Source organism: Micromonospora sp. BQ32, from assembly GCF_059358895.1.
In genome coordinates this window covers 1-20,346 of the sequence record NZ_JCADBI010000026.1, presented here as the reverse complement: position 1 = coordinate 20,346, position 20,346 = coordinate 1, and the positions used below count along the sequence as shown (strand labels likewise).

Below are 20,346 nucleotides of genomic sequence, written 5' to 3'. Positions count from 1 at the left end.
CAACTGTCTGTTCAGCGGGACATCGTACGGCGGGCCATCGAACGCCAGAGGTCGTTGCTCGGACGCATCTGGTCCATCAGTTCACGCTCCCAGGCGTTCTCGACGGTGACTCCCGCCTTGGCGCACGCCTCCCGGGCGGTGACGGTGTCGTCGGCGAACTGGTCGCCCCACTCACCGTCGGAACCCACCAGGACGATCCGCGCGCCACGCTTGCCGACGTACTCGATGACCGCCTTCGCGCCGCCGTGTCCGGCGGCGAACGCCTTGAGGCCCGCGACCAGGCCGTGGGGCGCCTGCTCGCCGGTGGTCTGCTCGGCCGTCAGCGTCGTATCGGAACCATCTGCCATGACGCGAAGCCTAAGCAGAGTTGCACCCCGTCGGGCGAGAACCATGAACCTTTTGTGATGCCAATTACCTACAGGTTTAAGGACGAGCACAGGTTGACTGTCCGGTTATATACCGACTTTTGCGCTCAAAGCGAGTCGGCAAATCGCCCCCGAACCACCCCGATTGAGTCGATCCGACTCATGTCGAAAGTTACTCTGATGTGACGTTAAACCGGACAACTCATCCATGGACATGATTAGTCAGCAGATCATCGATCCCGCTCGCCACCAGCAGCGCGGAGCAAAGGTCCGCCGAGCGACGCGGAGGCCGCCGAGCGGCGCCGCGAAGCGGAGTCGAGGACCAGCGCAAGCCGGCAGGCGGTTCATTGCCGTGGATCCGAAGGGCAAGCCGGGAGTACGTGCGGAACGGGTCAGATCAGCGCGTCGAGCGCGACTGCCACGAAGACGATCGTCAGGTACGTCGTCGACCAGTGGAACAGCCGCATCGGCTTGACCGCCTCGCCGCGCGTCGCGCGCCGGCAGAGGCGGTGCGCCTCGACCACGAAGATGGCACCCACCACGAGGGTCGGCACTCCGTAGATCGCGCTGAGCCCCAGTGGCCAGACGGCCAGCGAGGTGAGCACGGTGAGCCACGCGAAGATCAGGATCTCGGCGTTCACCCGGCGGATCGAGGCCACCACCGGCAGCATCGGGATGCTGGCCCGGGCGTAGTCGTCCTTGTACTTCATGGCGAGCGGGTAGAAGTGCGGCATCTGCCAGAAGAAGACCACCGCGAAGAGCCCCCAGGCGGCCGGCGCCAGCGAGCCGGTCACCGCCGCCCACCCGATCAGCACCGGGGCCGCCCCGCAGGCGCCGCCCCAGAAGGTGTTCGTCGGGGTGGAGCGCTTGAGCCACAGCGTGTAGACGAGGTCGTAGTAGGCGATCGCGGCGAGGGTCAGCCCGGCGGCCAGCAGGTTGGTGAACGCCGCCATCATGGCCACCGACACCGCCGCCAGCACCAGACCGAAGATCAGGGCGCTTCGCGGCGACACGGTGTGCGCCGGCAGCGGCCGACGCTTGGTACGCCGCATCAGCTGGTCGATGTCGCGATCGATGTAGCAGTTGAGCACGCTGGCCGCGCCGGCGGCGAGCGAGCCGCCGATCAGCACCACGGCCATCAGCCACAGCGACGGCAGCCCACCCTCGGCGAGCATCATCGCCGGGATGGTGGTGACCAGCAGCAGCTCGACGATCCGCGGCTTGGTGAGCGCCACGTACGCCGAGATGACCGCGCGTACGTCCCGCCGGGCCACCGGGCCCTCGGCCGCCCGCGCCGGGTGTTGCCCGGCCGGGTTGCTCGCGGGGCGCTCGGTGATCATGCTCACGGATTGCCACCTTCCGGCATCGGGCACGGGGAGATCGGATCGGTCGGGACCACGTGGGCCCGCATACCGACCCACACACTACGCGTCGTCGTTTTGGCTGCCCGGCCGACCCGACAACGGTGCGGACCGTCACACCACCGGGTTGAACCGAGCATCCGGATGGTCACCTAGCACACACCATGCGCAGATCCCCGGGCGCACGTTTAGGGACGCTCGATAAGGTCATCGGTGAGGGTTCCGCCCATCTGCCGAGGAGCACAACCATCGTGGCTGCAAAACGACCCGAGCACTCCGCACTGAACTGGTCCGACCTCGATCGCCGGGCCGTAGACACCGTCCGCGTGCTGGCCATGGACGCCGTAGAGAAATCCGGCAACGGCCACCCGGGCACCGCGATGAGCCTCGCGCCCGCGGCGTACCTCCTCTTCAACCGCGTCATGCGGCACAACCCGGCCGACCCCAACTGGCCCGGCCGCGACCGGTTCGTGCTCTCCGCCGGGCACTCCAGCCTGACGCTCTACATCCAGCTGTTCCTCTCCGGTTACCCGTTGAGCCTGGACGACCTGAAGTCGCTGCGGCAGTGGGGCTCGCAGACGCCGGGGCACCCCGAGCACGGGCACACGCCGGGCGTCGAGACCACCACCGGCCCGCTTGGGCAGGGTCTGGGCAACGCGGTCGGCATGGCCATGGCGGCCCGCCGCGAGCGCGGCCTGTTCGACCCCGAGGCCGAGCTCGGCGCGTCCGTCTTCGACCACGACATCTGGTGCATCGTCTCCGACGGTGACATCGAGGAGGGCATCAGCCACGAGGCCAGCGCGCTCGCCGGGCACCAGCAGCTGGGCAACCTCACGGTGATCTACGACGACAACGAGATCTCCATCGAGGACGACACCCGGATCGCCAAGAGCGAGGACGTGGCCGCCCGCTACGAGGCGTACGGCTGGCACGTGCAGACCGTCGACTGGCGCAGCGGCGACGCCGACCAGGGCGACTACCACGAGGACGCCGAGGCGCTGCACGCGGCGCTGCTGGCCGCCAAGGCGGAGACCGGCCGCCCCTCCTTCATCGCGCTGCGCACCATCATCGGCTGGCCCGCGCCCAACAAGCAGAACACCGGCAAGATCCACGGCTCGGCGCTCGGCGCCGACGAGGTGAAGGCCACCAAGCGGATCCTCGACTTCGACCCGGAGCAGACCTTCCAGGTCGACGAGGAGGTGCTCAGCCACGCCCGCACGGTGATGAGCCGCGGCTCCGACGCCCAGCAGGAGTGGACCACCGCGTTCGACGCCTGGAAGAAGGCCAACCCCGAGCGCACCGCGCTCTACGAGCGGTTGGCCGGCAACGTACTCCCCGACGGCTGGACCAACGCGTTGCCGGTCTTCCCCGCGGACGCCAAGGGGGTGGCCACCCGGGCCGCCTCCGGCAAGGTGCTGGAGGCGCTCGCGCCGGTGCTCCCGGAGCTGTGGGGCGGCTCGGCCGACCTGGCCGAGAGCAACAACACCACCATGAAGGGCGAGCCGTCGTTCATCCCGGCCGCGCACGCCACCAAGGACTTCCCCGGTCACGAGTACGGCCGCACGCTGCACTTCGGCATCCGTGAGCACGCCATGGGCGCGATCCTCAACGGCATCGCCCTGCACGGCGGCACCCGCCCGTACGGCGGCACCTTCCTGGTCTTCAGCGACTACATGCGTCCGTCGGTGCGGCTGGCCGCGCTGATGAAGCTGCCGGTGACCTACGTCTGGACGCACGACTCGATCGGCCTCGGCGAGGACGGCCCGACCCACCAGCCGGTGGAGCACCTGACCGCGCTGCGCGCCATCCCGGGCCTGGACGTGGTCCGTCCGGCGGACGCCAACGAGACCGCCTGGGCCTGGCGGCAGGCGCTGGAGCACACCGACCGACCCACCGCGCTGGCGCTGAGCCGTCAGCCGCTGCCGACCATGGACCGCGACGTCCTGGGTGGCGCGGAGGGCGTGGCCAAGGGCGGCTACGTGCTGGCCGAGGCATCCAACGGCAAGCCTCAGGTGATCATCGTCGGCACCGGTTCCGAGGTGCAGCTCTGCCTGACCGCCCGGGAGCGGCTGGAGGCCGACGGCACCCCGACCCGGGTCGTCTCGATGCCCTGCCAGGAGTGGTTCTACGCGCAGGACGAGGCGTACCGGGAGTCGGTGCTCCCGCGCGGGGTAAAGGCACGGGTGAGCGTGGAGGCGGGCATCGCGATGTCCTGGCGCGGCGTCGTCGGTGACCTGGGCGAGAGCGTGAGCCTGGAGCACTACGGAGCGAGCGCCCCGCACACCGTGCTCTTCGAGCAGTTCGGGTTCACCCCCGACCGGATCGTGGCGGCAGCACACGCCTCGCTGGCCCGGGTGGGCGACATCACCGGTTTCACGACCGGCAACTGAGGGAGCGTGGATGGCATGACGGACAAGTTGAATGAGCTCACCGCCGCTGGCGTGGCGGTCTGGCTCGACGATCTTTCCCGGGTGCGGTTGAGCTCCGGCGGGCTGGACCAGCTGCGCCGCGAGAAGCACGTGGCCGGTGTCACCACCAACCCGACGATCTTCGCCAAGGCGCTGAGCGACGCCGACGAGTACAACTGGCAGCTGCGCGACCTCGCCATCCGTGGCGTCGAGGTCGAGGAGTCGGTGCGCATGCTCACCACGTACGACGTGCGGTGGGCCTGCGACGTGATGCGCCCGTCGTACGACGGCAGCGACGGTGTCGACGGCCGGGTCTCCATCGAGGTGGACCCCCGGCTGGCCCACGAGAGCGACCGGACGGTGGCCGAGGCCAAGGCCCTGTGGTGGCTGGTGGACCGCCCCAACCTCTACATCAAGATCCCGGCCACCGAGGCCGGCCTCCCGGCGATCACCGCCACCCTGGCCGAGGGGATCAGCGTCAACGTCACGCTGATCTTCGGCCTGGACCGCTACTCGGCGGTCATGGAGGCGTTCCTGGCCGGTCTGGAGCAGGCCAAGGCGAACGGCCACGACCTGTCGAAGATCGGTTCGGTGGCGTCGTTCTTCGTCTCCCGGGTCGACTCCGAGGTCGACAAGCGATTGGACCGGATGGCCGACGAGGCCGCCGACAGTGCCGGCAAAGAGCGCGCGCTGGGACTGAAGGGGCGCGCCGCCATCGCCAACGCCCAGCTGGCGTACGAGCGCTACACCGAGGTGTTCTCCTCCGACCGCTGGAAGGCGCTCGCCGCCGCCGGTGCGCACCCGCAGCGCCCGCTGTGGGCGTCCACCTCGACGAAGAACCCGGACTACCGGGACGTCATCTACGTCGAGGAGCTGATCGCCCCCGGCACGGTCAACACCATGCCGGAGTCGGTCATCCACGCGTACGCCGATCACGGCGAGACCCGCGGCGACACCATCACCGGTGCCTACGACGCGGCCCGCAAGGTCTTCGCCGACCTGGAGTCGGTCGGGGTGGACATGGACGACGTGATCGTCACCCTGGAGCGCGAGGGCGTGGAGAAGTTCGAGGCCAGCTGGCAGGAGCTGCTCGACGGGGTCCGCAAGTCGCTGGAGGCGGCGGCGAAGGGCAAGGGCGCGCCGAACAAGGCCGCCAAGGGCAACGCCAAGGCCGCCGAGAAGGCCGGTGGCGCATGAGCGAGCGCAGCGAGCGAATCAGCAAGCTCAGTGCGGAGGTGCCTCATGACGGCACGCAGCGAAGCGGAGTGACGGCATGAGTGACCTTCTCGCAGGGCCCGTGGAGGCAGCCGCCGGGCTCGCCGTGTACGGCGCGGACGCGGTCGACAAGGCCGCGCCCGCCTCGACCCGGGACGCGCTGGTCAAGGCCGGCGTCCCGGGCAAGCTGGCGGGCAAGGACGCGAGCCTGTGGGGTCCGGACGCCGAGGCCGAGGCGAAGATCCGGCTGGGCTGGGTGGACACCCACCGGCGCAGCCGCGAGCTGCTCGTGCAGTTGGCCGAGCTGACCGCGGAGCTGGCCGACCTGGATCACGTGGTGCTCGCCGGCATGGGCGGCTCGTCGCTCGCGCCCGAGGTGATCACCCGGACGCTGGGTCGCCCGCTGACCGTGCTGGACACCACCGACCCGGGCCAGGTCCGGGCGGCGCTCGGTGACCGGCTGGAGCGCACCGTCGTGGTGGTGGCCAGCAAGTCCGGGTCGACGGTGGAGACCGACAGCCACCGGCGCGCGTACTGGCAGGCGTTCCTGGACGCCGGGATGACCGAGGCGGAGGCCGGCCGGCACTTCGTCATCGTCACCGACCCGGGTTCGCCGCTGGAGACCACGGCGACCGAGATGGGCGCGTTCGCCGTGCTCGCCGACCCGAACGTCGGCGGCCGGTACTCGGCGCTGACCGCGTTCGGTCTGGTGCCCTCGGCGCTGGCCGGGGTCGAGGTCGCGGAACTGCTCGACCAGGCCGACGCGCTGGCCACGTCGCTGGGCGCGGACCAGAACAACCCGGCGCTGGCGCTGGGCGCCGCCCTGGGCGCCGCGGCCACGCTGGCCCGGGACAAGGTCGCCCTGATCTCCGACGGCACCGGCATCGACGGGCTCGGCGACTGGGCCGAGCAGCTGATCGCCGAGTCGACCGGCAAGGCCGGGGTGGGCATCCTCCCGGTGGTCGTGGAGTCCCCGCAGAGCCCCGGCGCCACCGGCGCGGACGTGCTGACCGTCAGCTACGGCGGCGCGCTGGCTCCCGGTGACATGCCGGGCGGCGGCGCCGCCCCGGACGTGGCTGTCAACGGCCCGCTGGGCGCGCAGTTCCTGGCCTGGGAGTACGCCACCGCGGTGGCCGGTGTGGTGCTCGGCATCGACCCGTTCAACCAGCCGAACGTCACCGAGTCCAAGGAGAACACCAACAAGATCCTGGCCTCGGGTCTGCCGGCGGAGACGCCGTCGTTCACCGAGGGCGCGATCGAGGTGTACGCCCCGCAGGGCGCCCCCGGGGACCTGGCCGGGGTGCTGCGCTGGCTGCTCGACGGGCTGGGCGACGACGGTTACCTCGCGGTGATGGCGTACCTCGACCGGTTCGCCGACGCCGACGCGGCCCGGCTGCGGGCGCTGCTGGCCCAGGCGGGCGGGCGGCCGGTCACCTTCGGCTGGGGTCCGCGGTTCCTGCACTCGACCGGCCAGTACCACAAGGGCGGCCCGCAGGTGGGCAGCTACCTCCAGGTGACCGGCGCGGTCGCCGAGGACCTCGCGGTGCCGGGCAAGCCGTACACCTTCGGTGAGCTGCAGGCGGCGCAGGCCGCCGGGGACCGGCAGGCCCTCGCCGGTCGGGAGCGGCCGGTGCTGCGCTTGCACCTGACCGACCGGGCCGCCGGTGTCGCCCAGCTACTGGACGCGGCCGGTGATCTGCGGGCGTGAGGATGGACGACGTGACTGAAGCGGAGCGAGGAGGCGGTTCGGTGAACCCGCTGCGCGACCCGCAGGACCGCCGGTTGCCCCGGATCCCCGAGCCCTGCGCTCTGGTGATCTTCGGGGTGACCGGCGACCTGGCCCGCAAGAAGCTGCTCCCCGCGGTCTACGACCTGGCCAACCGGGGGCTGTTGCCGCCGGGCTTCGTGGTGCTCGGTTTCGCGCGCCGCGACTGGGGTGACGGCGACTTCGAGACGTTGGCCTGTGAGGCTGCCCGCAAGCACGCGCGCACCCCCTGGCGGGACGAGGTGTGGGCCCGGCTGGCCGGCAACATCAAGTTCGTTGGCGGCTCGTTCGACGACGACGCCGCCTTCGACACCCTCGCCTCGACGCTGGACGATCTGCGCCAGTCTTACGGCATCACCGGCAACGCGGCGTTCTACTTCTCCATCCCGCCGGCCGCGTTCCCCGTCGTGCTCAAGCAGTTGGCCCGCACCGGGATGGCCGACAACGACAAGTCCGGCGGTTGGCGCCGGGTCGTGGTGGAGAAGCCGTTCGGTAACGACCTGCCCTCGGCGAAGGCGCTCAACGACCTCGTCGACGACGTGTTCACCCGGCAGGACGTCTTCCGGATCGACCACTACCTGGGCAAGGAGACGGTTCAGAACATCCTCGCCCTGCGGTTCGCCAACAACCTCTTCGAGCCGCTGTGGAACTCCACGTACGTCGACTCTGTGCAGATCACCATGGCGGAGGACGTCGGCATCGGCACCCGCGCCGGCTTCTACGACACCGTCGGCACCGCCCGTGACGTGTTACAGAACCACCTCCTGCAACTTCTGGCCCTGGTCGCGATGGAGGAGCCGACCAGCTTCGACGCCGACGAGATCCGGGCCGAGAAGCTGAAGGTGCTCAAGGCCATCACCCTGCCCAAGGACGTCGCCCGGGACACCGTCCGGGGCCAGTACCTGCCCGGCTGGGTCGGCGGCGAGCGCGCGGTCGGTTACCTGGACGAGCGGGACGTCCCCGCCGACTCCACCACCGAGACGTACGTGGCGGTGCGGCTGGGCATCCAGAACCGCCGCTGGGCGGGGGTGCCGTTCTACATCCGGGCCGGCAAGCGGCTGCCCCGACGGGTCACCGAGGTCGCCATCATGTTCAAGAAGGCGCCGCACCTGCCGTTCAACGACGCCGACATGGAGTCGCTGGGCAACAACCAGCTGGTCATCCGGGTGCAACCGGACGAGGGCGTGGTGCTCAAGTTCGGCTCGAAGGTGCCGGGCACGACCATGGAGGTCCGCGACATCGCAATGGACTTCCAGTACGGCGAGGCGTTCACCGAGTCCAGCCCGGAGGCGTACGAGCGTCTGGTGCTGGACGTGCTGATCGGCGATCGCACCCTCTTCCCGGACGCCGCCGAGGTCGAGCAGAGCTGGCAGGTGATTGACCCGCTGGAGCACGCCTGGGAGGGCACCACCCCGGAGCCGTACCGGGCCGGCGAGTGGGGCCCCCGGGCCTCCGACGAGATGCTGGCCCGCGAGGGCCGCGCTTGGAGACGAGCATGATCGGGCTGTGGGACACCACCGGCAACGAGGTGGTCAAGGCGCTCGCCGCCGAGCGACGCAGCGCCGGCGGGGTGGCCAGCGGCATGGCGCTCACCCTCATCGTGGTCGTGGACGAGAAGCGGGTCCGGGAGGCGGAGGCCGCGGCGACCATCGCCGCTGCCGCGCACCCGTGCCGGCTCGTGGTGGTGGTGCGCTCGGAGATCGAGCGGGACCGCAACCGACTGGACGCGGAGATCGTGGTCGGTGGCCGGCTCGGCCCGTGCGAGGCGGTGGTCACCCGGATGTACGGCCGGCTGTCGCTGCACGCCGAGTCGGTCGTGATGCCGCTGCTCGTTCCGGACGTACCGGTGGTCACCTGGTGGCACGGCGAGCCACCGGCGGAGATCGCCACCGACTTCCTCGGGGTGGTGGCCGACCGGAGGATCACCGACTCCGCGCAGGCCGCCGACCCGGTGGAGGCGCTGCGGCAGCGTGCCCGGGACTACGCCCCGGGCGACACCGACCTGGCGTGGACCCGGATCACCCCGTGGCGCACTCTGGTCGCCGGGGCGTTCGACACCACCAACGCCCAGGTCACCGAGGCGACCATCGTCGCACCGGCCACCGACCCGACGGCGGCGCTGATGGCCGGTTGGCTGTCCAGCCGGCTCGGCATCACCCCACGCCGGGTGGACAGCAACGAGTTCCCGCGGATGCGCGAGGTGCAGCTCAGCTGCGCCAACGGCGACCAGCTGACGCTGACCCGCGAGGACAGCATGGCCGTGTTCCGGCGGACCGGTCAGGACGACCGGGCCCTGCCGCTGGTCCGCCGCCCGCTCGGTGACGAGTTGGCCGAGGAACTGCGCCGGTTGGACGCCGACCAGGTGTACGCGGAGGCGCTGGGCGCGACGGTCGGGCTGCGCGGGCTGGAGCAGCGCCCCGCGCAGCGGGTCCACGTCTGGAAGGATCCGGCCACCGCGCAGCGCGCCGAGGCCGGGGTCACCGCGCACGCCGGCACGAGCGGCGAGGGCTGAGCCCAGCCGGGGCACGACGTCGGGCAGGGCCGGTACGCACCGTGCCCTGCCCTGCAATCTCCGGGGTTCCCGCCCCACCACCTCGGGCACACCGCCCTGGGCACGACAGCGACCGCCCCGCGGTCCGGAAACGAAGGCGCATCCATGAGTGAGGCGAGTGTCGCCGTCCACGCCGACGCCGACCTGCTGGCGCAGGCCGTGGCGGCCCGGTTGCTGGTGAAGCTGCTCGACGCCCAGGCCGATCGGGGCGAAGCCTCGGTGGTGCTCACCGGGGGCCGGATCGCCGCGGCCGTGTACCGGGCGGTGGCGACGCTGCCGGCCCGCGACGCGGTGGACTGGTCCCGGGTCGACGTGTGGTGGGGCGACGAACGGTTCCTGCCCGCCGGTGATCCGGACCGCAACGAGACCCAGGCCCGCGCCGCCCTGCTGGACGTGGTGCCGCTGGACCCGGCCCGGGTGCACGCGATGCCGGCCTCGGACGGCCCGGCCGGCAACGACCCCGAGGCGGCGGCTGCCGAGTACGCGGAGGAGCTGGCCCGCGCCGCCCGGCCCGGGCACGCCACGCTGCCGCACTTCGACGTGCTGATGCTGGGCGTCGGCGAGGACGGCCACGTGGCCTCGGTCTTCCCCGAGCACCCGGTCAGCTACGAGACCCGGCCGGTCAGCGCGGTGCGGGGCAGCCCCAAGCCGCCGCCGACGCGGACCACCCTCACCCTGGCGGCGATCAACACCGCCGAGGAGGTCTGGTTGGTGGCCGGCGGCGCCGACAAGGCTCGCGCGGTGGGTATGGCGTTGGCCGGCGCCGGGCCGGTGCAGCTGCCGGCGGCCGGCGTCCGCGGCGTGGACCGCACCCGCTGGCTGCTGGACCGGGCGGCGGCAGCCGACGTACCGGCCCGACTGCGCAGCCTGCGCTGAACGCGCGGAGGAGTCCGCTACTCGCCGCGTCGACGGCGTAGCGCGGCGAGCGCCTCGGCGAGCAGGGCCTCCCCCTCCTCGGCGGTGCGCCGCTCCTTCACGTACGCCAGGTGGCTCTTGTACGGTTCGGCGCGGACCCGGCCCGGCGGGTTCTGGGCGTCCCGGCCGGCGGGCAGGCCGCAGCGGGGGCAGTCCCACACGGTGGGCGGCTCGACGTCCGCGGCGATCCGGATGTCGATCCGATGGTCGTTACGGCACCAGTAGGTGACGTCCTGTCGGGGGGCGGGTTGGTGCCGCTCGTCCGGGCGCATGGGTGCGGACCCGACCCGGGCTCCCCGGATAACGTTGCCACTCGGCACGGCTGCTCGCTCCTGTCGTCGGAGGGGACCCGCCGTCTTCGGGGGTGGAGCGGCGGGCGACGCGGTGCAGCGGAGAAAAGCCTGCGCGCGGCCCGTCGAGTGACGAACCGCGCGCAGATTGTACGACTTACTGAGCCTGCTCAGGCGCCGCTGTTCATTTGGAGGCGCAGCCAGAGCCCGAGCCCGACGATGGCGGCGAACCAGACGACGCTCACCAGAACGGTGTAGCGGTCCAGGTTCTTCTCCGCGACCGAGGAGCCGGCGAGGCTGGAGCTGACGCCACCGCCGAACATGCTCGACAGACCGCCGCCCTTGCCGCGGTGCAGCAGGATCAGCAGGGTGAGCAGAATGCTCGTGATGACCAGCAACACGATCAACGTGTATGCGAACCAGATCGGCATGGCTGGGGTCAGTTCCTCTCGTAGCGATCCTCGCCCGGTCTGATCGGGCACGGCGGCACCGACCGGCGGACGGGCGGTGTCAAGGATACCGAGCGATCAGCGGGCGAGGTGCTCCGGGAACCGGCAGATCTGAGCGAATTCCTCCGCGTCCAGGCTGGCGCCCCCCACCAGGCCCCCGTCCACGTCCGGCTGGGCCATGATCGAGGCGATGTTGGACGCCTTGACCGAGCCGCCGTAGAGGACCCGAACCTGGTCGGCGGTCTCCTGGTCGAAGCGCTCCGCCAGCCGCTGACGGACCGCCCCGCAGACCTCCTGGGCGTCCTCCGGGGTGGCGGTCTTGCCCGTGCCGATCGCCCAGACCGGCTCGTACGCGATGACGACCTGGCGCACCTGCTCGGGGGTGAGCCCGGCGAGGCCCCCGTCGAGCTGGTCGGAGCAGTGCGCCACATGGGTGCCCTGCTCGCGGATGTCCAGCCCCTCCCCCACGCAGAGGATCGGCGTCAGGCCGTGCGTCAGCGCCGCCTTGACCTTGGCATTGACCAGCGCGTCGTCCTCGTGGTGGTAGGCCCGCCGCTCGGAGTGCCCGACCACCACGTACGTGCAGCCGAGCTTGGCCAGCAGCGGCCCGGAGATGTCCCCGGTGTACGCGCCGGACGCGTGCGGGGAGAGGTCCTGCCCGCCGTAGCCGATCAGCAGTTTGTCCCCGTCCACCGCGGTCTGCACGGTCCGCAGGTCGGTGAAGGGCGGCAGCACGACCGTCTCGACGTCGGTGAGCTGCTTCTCGGTGAGACTCGCCGCCAGCTTCTGCACCAGCAGGTTGGCCTCAAGGTGGTTGAGGTTCATCTTCCAGTTGCCGGCCATCAGCGGCCGGCGGGTGGTGCTCGACATTCAGTTCTCCAGGGCCGCGATGCCGGGGAGGGCCTTGCCCTCGAGGTATTCCAGGGAGGCGCCACCACCGGTGGAGATGTGCCCGAAGGACGACTCGTCCAGCCCCAGGGCACGGACGGCCGCTGCGGAGTCACCGCCGCCGACGACGCTGAACGCGTCGGCCTTGGTGATCGCCTCGGCGATCCCCCGGGTGCCCGCCGCGAAGGCCGGCATCTCGAACACGCCCATCGGGCCGTTCCAGAAGATCGTCTTCGCCTGGGACAGCGCGGCGCTGAAGCCGGCCACCGTCTCCGGGCCGACATCCAGGCCGAGCCGGTGACTCGGGATGCCGTCGACCCGGACCGTGTCGTGCGCCGCGTCCGGAGCGAACGCGTCCGCGACCACCACGTCGACCGGGAGCATGATCTTGCCGCCGGACCGCTCCAGCAGGTTGCGGCAGGTCTCGACCATGTCCTTCTCCAGCAGCGAGGTGCCCACCTCCAGGCCCTGGGCCTTGAGGAAGGTGAAGCACATCCCGCCGCCGATGAGCAGCCGGTCGACCGTCGGCAGCAGAGCCTCGATCACGGCGAGCTTGTCGGAGACCTTCGACCCACCGAGCACCACCACGTACGGGCGCTCGGGGTCACCGGTGAGCTTCGAGAGGACCTCGACCTCACGCAGCACCAGTCGGCCCGCGACGTGCGGCAGCCGAGCCGGCACGTCGAAGACGCTGGCGTGCTTGCGGTGCACGGCACCGAACGCGTCGTCCACGTACGCGTCGCCGAACGCGGCGAGCTGGTCGGCGAAGGCACCCCGCTCGGCCTCGTCCTTGCTGGTCTCACCGGCGTTGAAACGCAGGTTCTCGAGGAGGGCGACCTGGCCGTCGGCCAGGCCGGCGACGGTGGAGCGGGCGGAATCACCGACGGTGTCGGTGGCGAAGTGCACCGGCGCGCCGAGCAGCTCACCGAGCCGCCCGGCGACCGGGCCCAGGCTGAACTGCGGGTCCGGAACGCCCTTCGGGCGGCCCAGGTGCGAGCAGACGACCACCTTCGCACCGGCCTCGACCAGTGCGCCGAGGGTCGGCAGCACCGCGCGGATCCGACCATCGTCAGTGATGGCACCGGTCTGCTTGTCGAGCGGGACGTTCAGGTCGGCGCGCACCAGCACGCGCCGACCCGACACCCCCTCGGCGAGCAAATCGTCGAGGGTCCGGATGCTCACAGCGACGAACCGACCAGCTTGACGAGGTCGACCAGGCGGTTGGAGTAGCCCCACTCGTTGTCGTACCAGCCGACGACCTTGACCTGGTTGCCGACGACCTTGGTCAGCGGCGCGTCGAAGATGCACGACGCCGGGTCGGTCACGATGTCGGTGGAGACGATCGGGTCCTCGTTGTAGACCAGGATGCCCTTGAGCGGGCCGTCCGCGGCGGCCTTCAGCGCGGCGTTGACCTCGTCCACGGTGGTCTCACGACCCACGTTGACGGTGAGGTCGGTGACCGAGCCGGTCGGGATCGGCACCCGCAGGGCGTACCCGTCGAGCTTGCCCTTGAGGTCCGGCAGGACCAGGCCGATCGCCTTGGCGGCGCCGGTGGAGGTCGGCACGATGTTCAGCGCGGCGGCGCGGGCCCGACGCAGATCCGAGTGCGGCGCGTCCTGGAGGTTCTGGTCCTGGGTGTACGCGTGGATCGTCGTCATCAGACCGTGCTGGATGCCGAACGTGTCGTGCAGGACCTTCGCCATCGGGGCGAGGCAGTTGGTGGTGCACGAGGCGTTGGAGATGATGGTGTGCTTCGCCGGGTCGTAGGTGTCGTGGTTGACACCCATGACGACGGTGACGTCCTCGTTCTTCGCCGGGGCGGAGATGATGACCTTCTTGGCCCCGCCGTCGACGTGCGCCTTGGCCTTGGTGGCGTCGGTGAAGAAACCGGTCGACTCGATGACGACGTCGGCGCCGACCTCGCCCCACGGCAGCTTCGACGGGTCCTTCTCGGCGTACGCCTTGATGGTCTTGCCACCGACGGTGATCTCGTCGGCGGTGGCCTTGACCTCGTAGGGCAGGCGACCGAGGATGCTGTCGTACTTGAGCAGGTGGGCGAGCGTGGCGTTGTCGGTCAGGTCGTTCACCGCCACGACCTCGATGTCGGCGTCAGACGCCAGCACTGCCCGGAAGAAGTTACGGCCGATTCGGCCAAAGCCGTTGATGCCAACCCGGATGGTCACAGGTCCCATCTCCTCGCGTTCTGGTCCGCCGGCTTCAGACAACGGGCCGGCGGGAATGGTGTGCGCCGACCGTTGGAGCCGGCCGTCGACGGTTCATCTCGGCCACCCCGCCGCGCGGTCTGAGGACCTGACCGCCCGAGGCGGTGGGGCACGACGAGGAGTGCCGGTGTCGGCCCCCTTGCCGTACGCAGCGACCCTATCCGAGCGTGCGAGACCACGCTGCGCCGGGTCGTGCTCCCGGACGCACCGTGCGGCCCCACCGTCCTATCAGACCACGAGCATGTCGGGCGTGACGGCTGCTTCCGTATCCGGGATGCCAAGGTCGCGGGCCCGCTTGTCGGCCAGCGCCAGGAGCCGGCGGATCCGCCCGGCGATGGCGTCCTTGGTCAGCGGGGGCTCGGCCAACGCGCCCAACTCCTCCAGCGACGCCTGCCGGTGCTCCAGACGCAGCCGACCGGCGTCGGTCAGGTGGTTGGGCGCCTCGTCGGCGAGGATCTCCAGCGCACGGGTGACCCGGGCGGCGGCGGCGACCGCCGCCCGCGCCGACCGGCGCAGGTTGGCGTCGTCGAAGTTGGCGAGCCGGTTGGCGGTGGCCCGCACCTCGCGGCGGACCCGACGCTCCTCCCAGGCCAGCACGCTGGAGTGCGCGCCGATCCGGGTGAGCAGCGCGGCGATCGCGTCACCGTCCTTGACGACCACCCGGTCCACCCCGCGTACCTCGCGGTTCTTCGCGGTGATGCCGATGCGGCGGGCCGCGCCGACCAGCGCCAGCGCCGACTCCGGCCCGGGGCAGGTGATCTCCAGCGCGCTGGAGCGGCCGGGCTCGGTGAGCGAGCCGTGGGCCATGAACGCGCCCCGCCACGCGGAGACCGCGCAGCAGACGTTGGCCGCCACCACGTGCGGGGGCAGCCCGCGCACCGGGCGACCCCGCACGTCGAGCAGGCCGGTCTGCCGCGCGAGGGCCTCGCCGTCCTTGACCACCCGCACGATGAAGTGGCTGCCCTTGCGCAGGCCACCGGAGGCCAGCACGTGGATCTCGCTGGGGTAGCCGTAGACCTCGGCGATCTCCCGGCGCAGCCGCCGGGCCACCGCCCCGGTGTCCAGTTCAGCCTCCACCACCACGCGGCCGGAGACGATGTGCAGCCCGCCGGCGAAGCGCAGCAGTGCGGCCATCTCCGCCCGCCGGCAGCAGGGCTTGGGCACGTCGACCCGACTCAGCTCGTCCTTGACCGCGGCCGTCATCGCCATTGTGCGTCCCCTCACGGACCTGTTCCGGCGTGTCGCCGGAGATTACGTACGTGTCTAACGATCGGCGCCCAGGACAGGCACCAGCGCGGCGCCCAGTGCAGCCGGATCATGGCGGGGAGTCCCGTCGACAACGGCGACGGGGGCGAGGACCAGGCGGGCACCCAGCGATTCTGCCGCACGTTCGACCGGTTCGGGGTCACCCACCGCCTTGGCATCGGCGAGCACAAGATCCACCTTGAGCTCGGGCAGGTACCAGTGCAGCGCCGCGAGATGGTCGGCGACGGAGAGCCCGAGGGTCTCCTTCTCCGCAGCGAGGTTCAGCGTGACCAGCCGCCGGGCCGAGGTGGACACGATCGCGTCGGCCAACTGCGGCACCAGCAGGTGCGGAAGCACGCTGGTGTACCAGCTGCCCGGCCCGAAGATCAACCAGTCGGCCGCCCGGATCGCCTCGATGGCCTCGGCGCAGGCCGGTGGGGCGCTCGGGGTGAGGCGCAGCGACTCGACCCGCCCGGTGGTGACGGCCACCTGGTGCTGGCCACTCACCGTGCGCACCTCGTCGGGGGCGGCCGGGTCGGCGCCGCGTACCCGCGCCTCGATGCCGACCGGTTGGCGGGACATCGGCAACACCCGGCCGACGGCGCCGAGCATCGCGCCGGCGTGCTCCAGCGCGGCCACCGGATCCCCGAGCAGCTCCATCAGGCCGCAGAGGACCAGGTTGCCCACCGCGTGCCCGGTCAGACCGTCGGTGGCCGACGCCCCGCCGGTGCCGGCCCATGCTCCGTCGGTGCCGGCCGACGCCCCGTCGGTGCCGCGCGGGGCTGTGTCGGTGCCGCGCGGGGCCGCGCCGTCCCGGTCCGGGTCGTCGCCCGCCGCCGGGCCCGGGTCGGTCGCTCCGGATCCGGGTACGCCCACCGGTACGGCGGCGAAGCGGTGCTGGAACAGCCCGGCGCTGCGCCGGGTGGCCGGGTGGTCCCCGGCGAGGGCCACCAGCGCCTGGCGCAGATCTCCCGGGGGCAGGCCACCTCGCTCGGCCCGCAGCCGACCACTGGAGCCGCCGTCGTCACCCACCGTGACCACCGCGGTGATGTCGAGGTCGAGTTCGGGCGCACAGTGGCGCAGGGCACGCAACGAGGCGGACAGCCCGTGCCCGCCGCCGAACGCCACCACCCGCCGGGCCGTCATTCCCGCCCCAGGTCGCGGTGCTGGGCGTTCGCCGCCAGCCCGGAGTGGCGCAGCCGGCTGGCCAACTCCTCGGCGATGGCCACGCTGCGGTGCTTGCCGCCGGTGCAGCCCACGGCGACCGTGAGGTACCGCTTGCCCTCCCGCTCGAAGCCGGTCGTGGTGGCGCCGACCAGGTCGGCGTACGAGGCGACGAAGGCGTCCGCACCCTCCTGGCCCAGCACGTACGCGCTGACCGCCTCCTCCCGCCCGGTGTGCTCGCGAAGCTCCGGCACCCAGTACGGATTCGGCAGGAAGCGCGCGTCCAGCACGAAATCGGCGTCCGGCGGCAGGCCGTACTTGAAGCCGAACGACAGCACGGTGACCCGCAGCCGGCGGGCGTCCTCGCCGCCGAACAGCTCCTCGATGCGCCGCCGGAGCTGGTTGACGTTCAGGTGGCTGGTGTCGATGATCACGTCGGCCTGGTCGCGGGCCTCCTCCAGCAGACCGCGCTCCACGGCGATGCCGTCGGCCAGCCGCCCGTCACCCTGCAACGGGTGCGAACGCCGAACGCTCTCGAACCGCCGGATCAGCACCTCGTCGTCGGCGTCGACGAAGACCACCCGGGGCGAGAACCCGCGCTCCTTGAGCTCCCGGATCGCCCCGGCCAGGTCGGTCGAGAAGGCCCGCGACCGCACGTCCAGCACCATGGCGGTACGCCGGGCCGCGCCGCCCGCCTTGAACGCCAGCTCGGCCATGTCCAGCATCAGGGCCTGCGGCAGGTTGTCCACGACGTAGTAGCCGACGTTCTCCAACGCCCGGGCCACTGTGCTGCGGCCACCCCCGGAGAGGCCGGTGACCACCACGAGGGTGGTCTCCGACTCGGCCGCCAACTGCTCGTCACCGGCATCCGGGCCGTCGATCCGGTCACCGGTTGTGCGCGCCTCGCTCACCCGTACCCCCAAGCCGTGGCGCCGCGGCCGCCCTCGGCCGCGATTGGTCAATCAGCGACTCTATCCCGCCGCCGGGTCGCGGCCGGGCACCCGTGGCCGGGCGGCGCCCGCGGACCGTTCCGACGGTCGCCCTCCCGACACCGAGCGCACTTGATGACGATCAGTAGTTGTCAATACGCTCAACGTGATCGTCGCAGGTCAGACCGACATCTGGAGGGTGCGATGCACGACCTGGCGGACAAGAACAAGTACGTCGGCTTCCTGTTCATGCGGATCAGCCCCGAGTACTTCGCCCTCGGCCGCGAGGGCATCCACGAGATCTCCGCCGAGCACGCCCGCGACCTGGGCCGCTTCGCCAAGCAGCTCACCCACGTCGTGTGCACCGGGGTGAACGGCAAGTACGACCAGGTCACCATGGTCGAGGCCGACACCCTCGAGGAGATCAACGCGGCGGCCACCGCCTTCCGAATGGGCAACAAGGCCCGCTACATCGAGATCGTCGACATCGTGGTCGGAATGAAGGCACCGCCGCGCGGCCTGGCCAACCGGTCCAGCCAGCCCGGCTGACCGCGTCGCCCGTCCGGCGCACCCGGCCCGGGTGCGCCGGACGGGCGCTGTCGGGCTGGGCTCGTAGACTCCCCGGATGGCTTCTCCCACCGACCTGCGTACCGAGGACGCGCTGCCGGTGCTGCGCCGGGTGTTCGGCTACGACGCCTTCCGCGGTTTCCAGCAGGACGTGATCGACCATGTGGTCGCCGGCGGCGACGCGTTGGTGCTGATGCCCACCGGTGGTGGCAAGTCCCTGTGCTACCAGATCCCGGCCCTGGTCCGCGACGGGGTCGCCGTCGTCGTGTCCCCACTGATCGCGCTCATGCAGGACCAGGTCGACGCCCTCACCGCAGTCGGCGTCCGCGCCGGGTTCCTCAACTCCACCCAGACCCTGGACGCCCGACGCCGAGTCGAGGCCGCCTTCGTCGCCGGCGAGCTGGACCTGCTCTACCTGGCCCCGGAGGCGCTCGGCGTCCGGCCCACCCTCGCCCTGCTGGACCGGGGCCGCATCTCCCTGTTCGCGATCGACGAGGCGCACTGCGTGTCCCAGTGGGGGCACGACTTCCGCCCCGACTACCTCGCGCTGTCGATGCTGCACGAACGCTGGCCGCAGGTGCCCCGCATCGCCCTGACCGCCACCGCGACCAGCGCCACCCGCACCGAGATCGCGACCCGGCTCAAACTCGACGACGCCCGGCACTTCGTGGCCAGCTTCGACCGGCCCAACATCCAGTACCGGATCGTGCCCAAGCGGGAGCCCCGCAAGCAGCTGCTGACCCTGCTGCGCGACGAGCACCCCGGCGACGCCGGCATCGTCTACTGCCTGTCCCGGGCCTCGGTCGACAAGACGGCGGAGTTCCTCACCGCCAACGGGGTCGCCGCCCTGCCGTACCACGCCGGGCTGGACGCCGGCACCCGCGCTCGCAACCAGCAGCGCTTCCTGCGGGAAGACGGCCTGGTCATGGTGGCCACCATCGCCTTCGGCATGGGCATCGACAAGCCCGACGTCCGGTTCGTCGCCCACCTCGACCTGCCCAAGTCCGTCGAGGGCTACTACCAGGAGACCGGCCGCGCCGGCCGCGACGGCCTGCCGTCCACCGCCTGGCTGGCGTACGGGCTGCAGGACGTGGTCCAGCAACGCAAAATGATCGAGACGTCCGACGGTGACCTCGCCCACCGCCGTAATCTCGCCGCGCACCTGGACGCGATGCTCGCCCTCTGCGAGACGGTGCGCTGCCGGCGGGTCCAGCTGCTCGAATACTTCGGCGAGACGACGACGGCCGCCTGCGGCAACTGCGACACCTGCCTCACCCCACCGGAGTCCTGGGACGGCACGGTCGCCGCCCAGAAGTTGCTCTCCGCCGTCTTCCGGCTCGACCGCGAACGCAACCAGCGCTTCGGCGCCGGGCACTGCATCGACATCCTGCTCGGCAAGCAGACCGACAAGATCAGCCAGTACGGCCACGACTCGCTGACCGTCTTCGGCATCGGCTCCGAGCTCAGTGAGGCCGAGTGGCGGGGCGTGGTCCGGCAACTGCTCGCCGAAGGGCTGCTCGCCGTGGAGGGCGACTACGGCACGCTGGCCCTGACCGAGGCGAGCGCCGACGTCCTCGGTCGCCGCCGCACGGTCACCCTGCGCCGCGAGCCGGAGAAGCCGGCATCGAGCCGCTCCTCGAAGCCGCGCGGCTCGTCCACCGTCGTGGCCGAGCTGACCCCGGCCGCCGCGTCGCTGTTCGAGCGGCTGCGCGGCTGGCGCGCGACCACCGCCAAGGAGCAGGGCGTCCCGGCGTACGTGATCTTCCACGACGCCACGCTGCGACAGATCGCCAACGACGCGCCCAGCACACTGGCCGACCTGTCCCGGGTCAGCGGAGTCGGCGAGAACAAACTCGCCAAGTACGGCGAGCAGATCCTGGCCGTCCTCGCCACCGACTGAGGACATGCCGAAGGGCCGGGCCCCGTGGTGGGGTTCGGCCCTTCGGTGTCGTTGGGTGGTTGGGGTCAGCTGGTGGCGTAGCCGCGGGTGGCGATCCAGTCCGCGAGGTGTT

Annotated in this window: 18 protein-coding genes; 8 read left to right on the top strand and 10 right to left on the bottom strand. The window is 71.3% G+C overall.

Annotation, left to right across the window (positions count from 1 at the left end; all coding sequences use genetic code 11):
- Positions 1-11: 11 nt before the first annotated feature.
- Entirely contained in the window at positions 12-347 is a 336-nt protein-coding gene (locus AC5L30_RS31020) for a hypothetical protein (RefSeq protein ID WP_030337329.1), read from the bottom strand.
- A 410-nt stretch (positions 348-757) separates the two neighbouring features.
- Positions 758-1,711 carry a heme o synthase gene (locus tag AC5L30_RS31015; RefSeq protein WP_494871663.1) on the bottom strand — a complete coding sequence of 318 codons (954 nt, stop codon included), beginning with the start codon at positions 1,709-1,711 and terminating at the stop codon, positions 758-760.
- 266 nt (positions 1,712-1,977) lie between these two features.
- Between AC5L30_RS31015 and tkt the strand changes: the two genes are divergently transcribed.
- From tkt to pgl, 6 genes are all read left to right on the top strand, one after another.
- On the top strand, positions 1,978-4,116 hold the full coding sequence (gene tkt / locus AC5L30_RS31010) for a transketolase (RefSeq protein WP_494871661.1): 2,139 nt from the start codon (positions 1,978-1,980) through the stop codon (positions 4,114-4,116).
- Positions 4,117-4,131: 15 nt separating this feature from the next.
- Positions 4,132-5,331, top strand: coding sequence for a transaldolase (tal, locus tag AC5L30_RS31005; protein ID WP_494871660.1), 1,200 nt, complete (start codon positions 4,132-4,134; stop codon positions 5,329-5,331).
- A 76-nt stretch (positions 5,332-5,407) separates the two neighbouring features.
- A complete protein-coding gene (locus tag AC5L30_RS31000; RefSeq protein ID WP_494871658.1) occupies positions 5,408-7,057 on the top strand; it encodes a phosphoglucose isomerase-related protein in 1,650 nt (549 codons plus the stop codon).
- Between the two features lie 2 nt (positions 7,058-7,059).
- Positions 7,060-8,613 carry a glucose-6-phosphate dehydrogenase gene (gene zwf / locus AC5L30_RS30995; RefSeq protein WP_494871657.1) on the top strand — a complete coding sequence of 518 codons (1,554 nt, stop codon included), beginning with the start codon at positions 7,060-7,062 and terminating at the stop codon, positions 8,611-8,613.
- Positions 8,610-9,626 carry a glucose-6-phosphate dehydrogenase assembly protein OpcA gene (locus tag AC5L30_RS30990; protein WP_494871655.1) on the top strand — a complete coding sequence of 339 codons (1,017 nt, stop codon included), beginning with the start codon at positions 8,610-8,612 and terminating at the stop codon, positions 9,624-9,626. The genes zwf and AC5L30_RS30990 overlap by 4 nt, the downstream gene beginning before the upstream one ends.
- 144 nt (positions 9,627-9,770) lie before the next feature.
- On the top strand, positions 9,771-10,541 hold the full coding sequence (gene pgl, locus AC5L30_RS30985) for a 6-phosphogluconolactonase (RefSeq protein ID WP_494871653.1): 771 nt from the start codon (positions 9,771-9,773) through the stop codon (positions 10,539-10,541).
- Positions 10,542-10,558: 17 nt separating this feature from the next.
- On the opposite strand, the gene AC5L30_RS30980 is transcribed toward pgl, so the two are convergent.
- The 8 genes from AC5L30_RS30980 to rapZ form a co-directional block, all read right to left on the bottom strand.
- Positions 10,559-10,900 (bottom strand): RNA polymerase-binding protein RbpA, encoded by a 342-nt coding sequence (locus tag AC5L30_RS30980; protein ID WP_494871651.1) that lies wholly within the window; start codon positions 10,898-10,900, stop codon positions 10,559-10,561.
- Between the two features lie 140 nt (positions 10,901-11,040).
- Positions 11,041-11,301 (bottom strand): preprotein translocase subunit SecG, encoded by a 261-nt coding sequence (secG, locus tag AC5L30_RS30975; RefSeq protein WP_030337344.1) that lies wholly within the window; start codon positions 11,299-11,301, stop codon positions 11,041-11,043.
- Positions 11,302-11,397: 96 nt separating this feature from the next.
- A complete protein-coding gene (gene tpiA, locus AC5L30_RS30970; protein ID WP_494871648.1) occupies positions 11,398-12,189 on the bottom strand; it encodes a triose-phosphate isomerase in 792 nt (263 codons plus the stop codon).
- The gene (locus tag AC5L30_RS30965; RefSeq protein ID WP_494871646.1) at positions 12,190-13,389 is read right to left on the bottom strand and encodes a phosphoglycerate kinase; all 1,200 of its coding nucleotides are present in this window, start codon (positions 13,387-13,389) and stop codon (positions 12,190-12,192) included.
- Entirely contained in the window at positions 13,386-14,390 is a 1,005-nt protein-coding gene (gap, locus tag AC5L30_RS30960; protein ID WP_124853956.1) for a type I glyceraldehyde-3-phosphate dehydrogenase, read from the bottom strand. The genes AC5L30_RS30965 and gap overlap by 4 nt, the downstream gene beginning before the upstream one ends.
- Before the next feature lie 267 nt (positions 14,391-14,657).
- Positions 14,658-15,638: a DNA-binding protein WhiA gene (gene whiA / locus AC5L30_RS30955; protein WP_074312802.1), complete on the bottom strand. Its 981-nt coding sequence runs from the start codon at positions 15,636-15,638 to the stop codon at positions 14,658-14,660.
- A 54-nt stretch (positions 15,639-15,692) separates the two neighbouring features.
- Entirely contained in the window at positions 15,693-16,820 is a 1,128-nt protein-coding gene (locus AC5L30_RS30950; RefSeq protein WP_494871645.1) for a gluconeogenesis factor YvcK family protein, read from the bottom strand.
- Complete coding sequence (gene rapZ, locus AC5L30_RS30945) at positions 16,817-17,719, bottom strand: RNase adapter RapZ (protein ID WP_494871710.1); 903 nt, start codon at positions 17,717-17,719, stop codon at positions 16,817-16,819. Before rapZ ends, AC5L30_RS30950 begins: the two co-directional genes overlap by 4 nt.
- A 252-nt stretch (positions 17,720-17,971) precedes the next feature.
- On the opposite strand from rapZ, the gene AC5L30_RS30940 reads away from it, so the two are divergent.
- A complete protein-coding gene (locus AC5L30_RS30940) occupies positions 17,972-18,316 on the top strand; it encodes a hypothetical protein (RefSeq protein ID WP_091403656.1) in 345 nt (114 codons plus the stop codon).
- Between the two features lie 76 nt (positions 18,317-18,392).
- A complete protein-coding gene (gene recQ / locus AC5L30_RS30935) occupies positions 18,393-20,234 on the top strand; it encodes a DNA helicase RecQ (RefSeq protein WP_494871643.1) in 1,842 nt (613 codons plus the stop codon).
- Positions 20,235-20,346 lie beyond the last annotated feature (112 nt).

Bases quoted from the DNA above. Each gene is read 5' to 3' on its own strand.
- AC5L30_RS31020 (WP_030337329.1), bottom strand. From the start codon at position 347: ATGGCAGATGGTTCCGATACGACGCTGACGGCCGAGCAGACCACCGGC.
- tal (WP_494871660.1), top strand. From the start codon at position 4,132: ATGACGGACAAGTTGAATGAGCTCACCGCCGCTGGCGTGGCGGTCTGG.
- AC5L30_RS31000 (WP_494871658.1), top strand. From the start codon at position 5,408: ATGAGTGACCTTCTCGCAGGGCCCGTGGAGGCAGCCGCCGGGCTCGCC.
- zwf (WP_494871657.1), top strand. From the start codon at position 7,060: ATGGACGACGTGACTGAAGCGGAGCGAGGAGGCGGTTCGGTGAACCCG.
- AC5L30_RS30990 (WP_494871655.1), top strand. From the start codon at position 8,610: ATGATCGGGCTGTGGGACACCACCGGCAACGAGGTGGTCAAGGCGCTC.
- pgl (WP_494871653.1), top strand. From the start codon at position 9,771: ATGAGTGAGGCGAGTGTCGCCGTCCACGCCGACGCCGACCTGCTGGCG.
- secG (WP_030337344.1), bottom strand. From the start codon at position 11,301: ATGCCGATCTGGTTCGCATACACGTTGATCGTGTTGCTGGTCATCACG.
- tpiA (WP_494871648.1), bottom strand. From the start codon at position 12,189: ATGTCGAGCACCACCCGCCGGCCGCTGATGGCCGGCAACTGGAAGATG.
- whiA (WP_074312802.1), bottom strand. From the start codon at position 15,638: ATGGCGATGACGGCCGCGGTCAAGGACGAGCTGAGTCGGGTCGACGTG.
- AC5L30_RS30950 (WP_494871645.1), bottom strand. From the start codon at position 16,820: ATGACGGCCCGGCGGGTGGTGGCGTTCGGCGGCGGGCACGGGCTGTCC.
- AC5L30_RS30940 (WP_091403656.1), top strand. From the start codon at position 17,972: ATGCACGACCTGGCGGACAAGAACAAGTACGTCGGCTTCCTGTTCATG.
- recQ (WP_494871643.1), top strand. From the start codon at position 18,393: ATGGCTTCTCCCACCGACCTGCGTACCGAGGACGCGCTGCCGGTGCTG.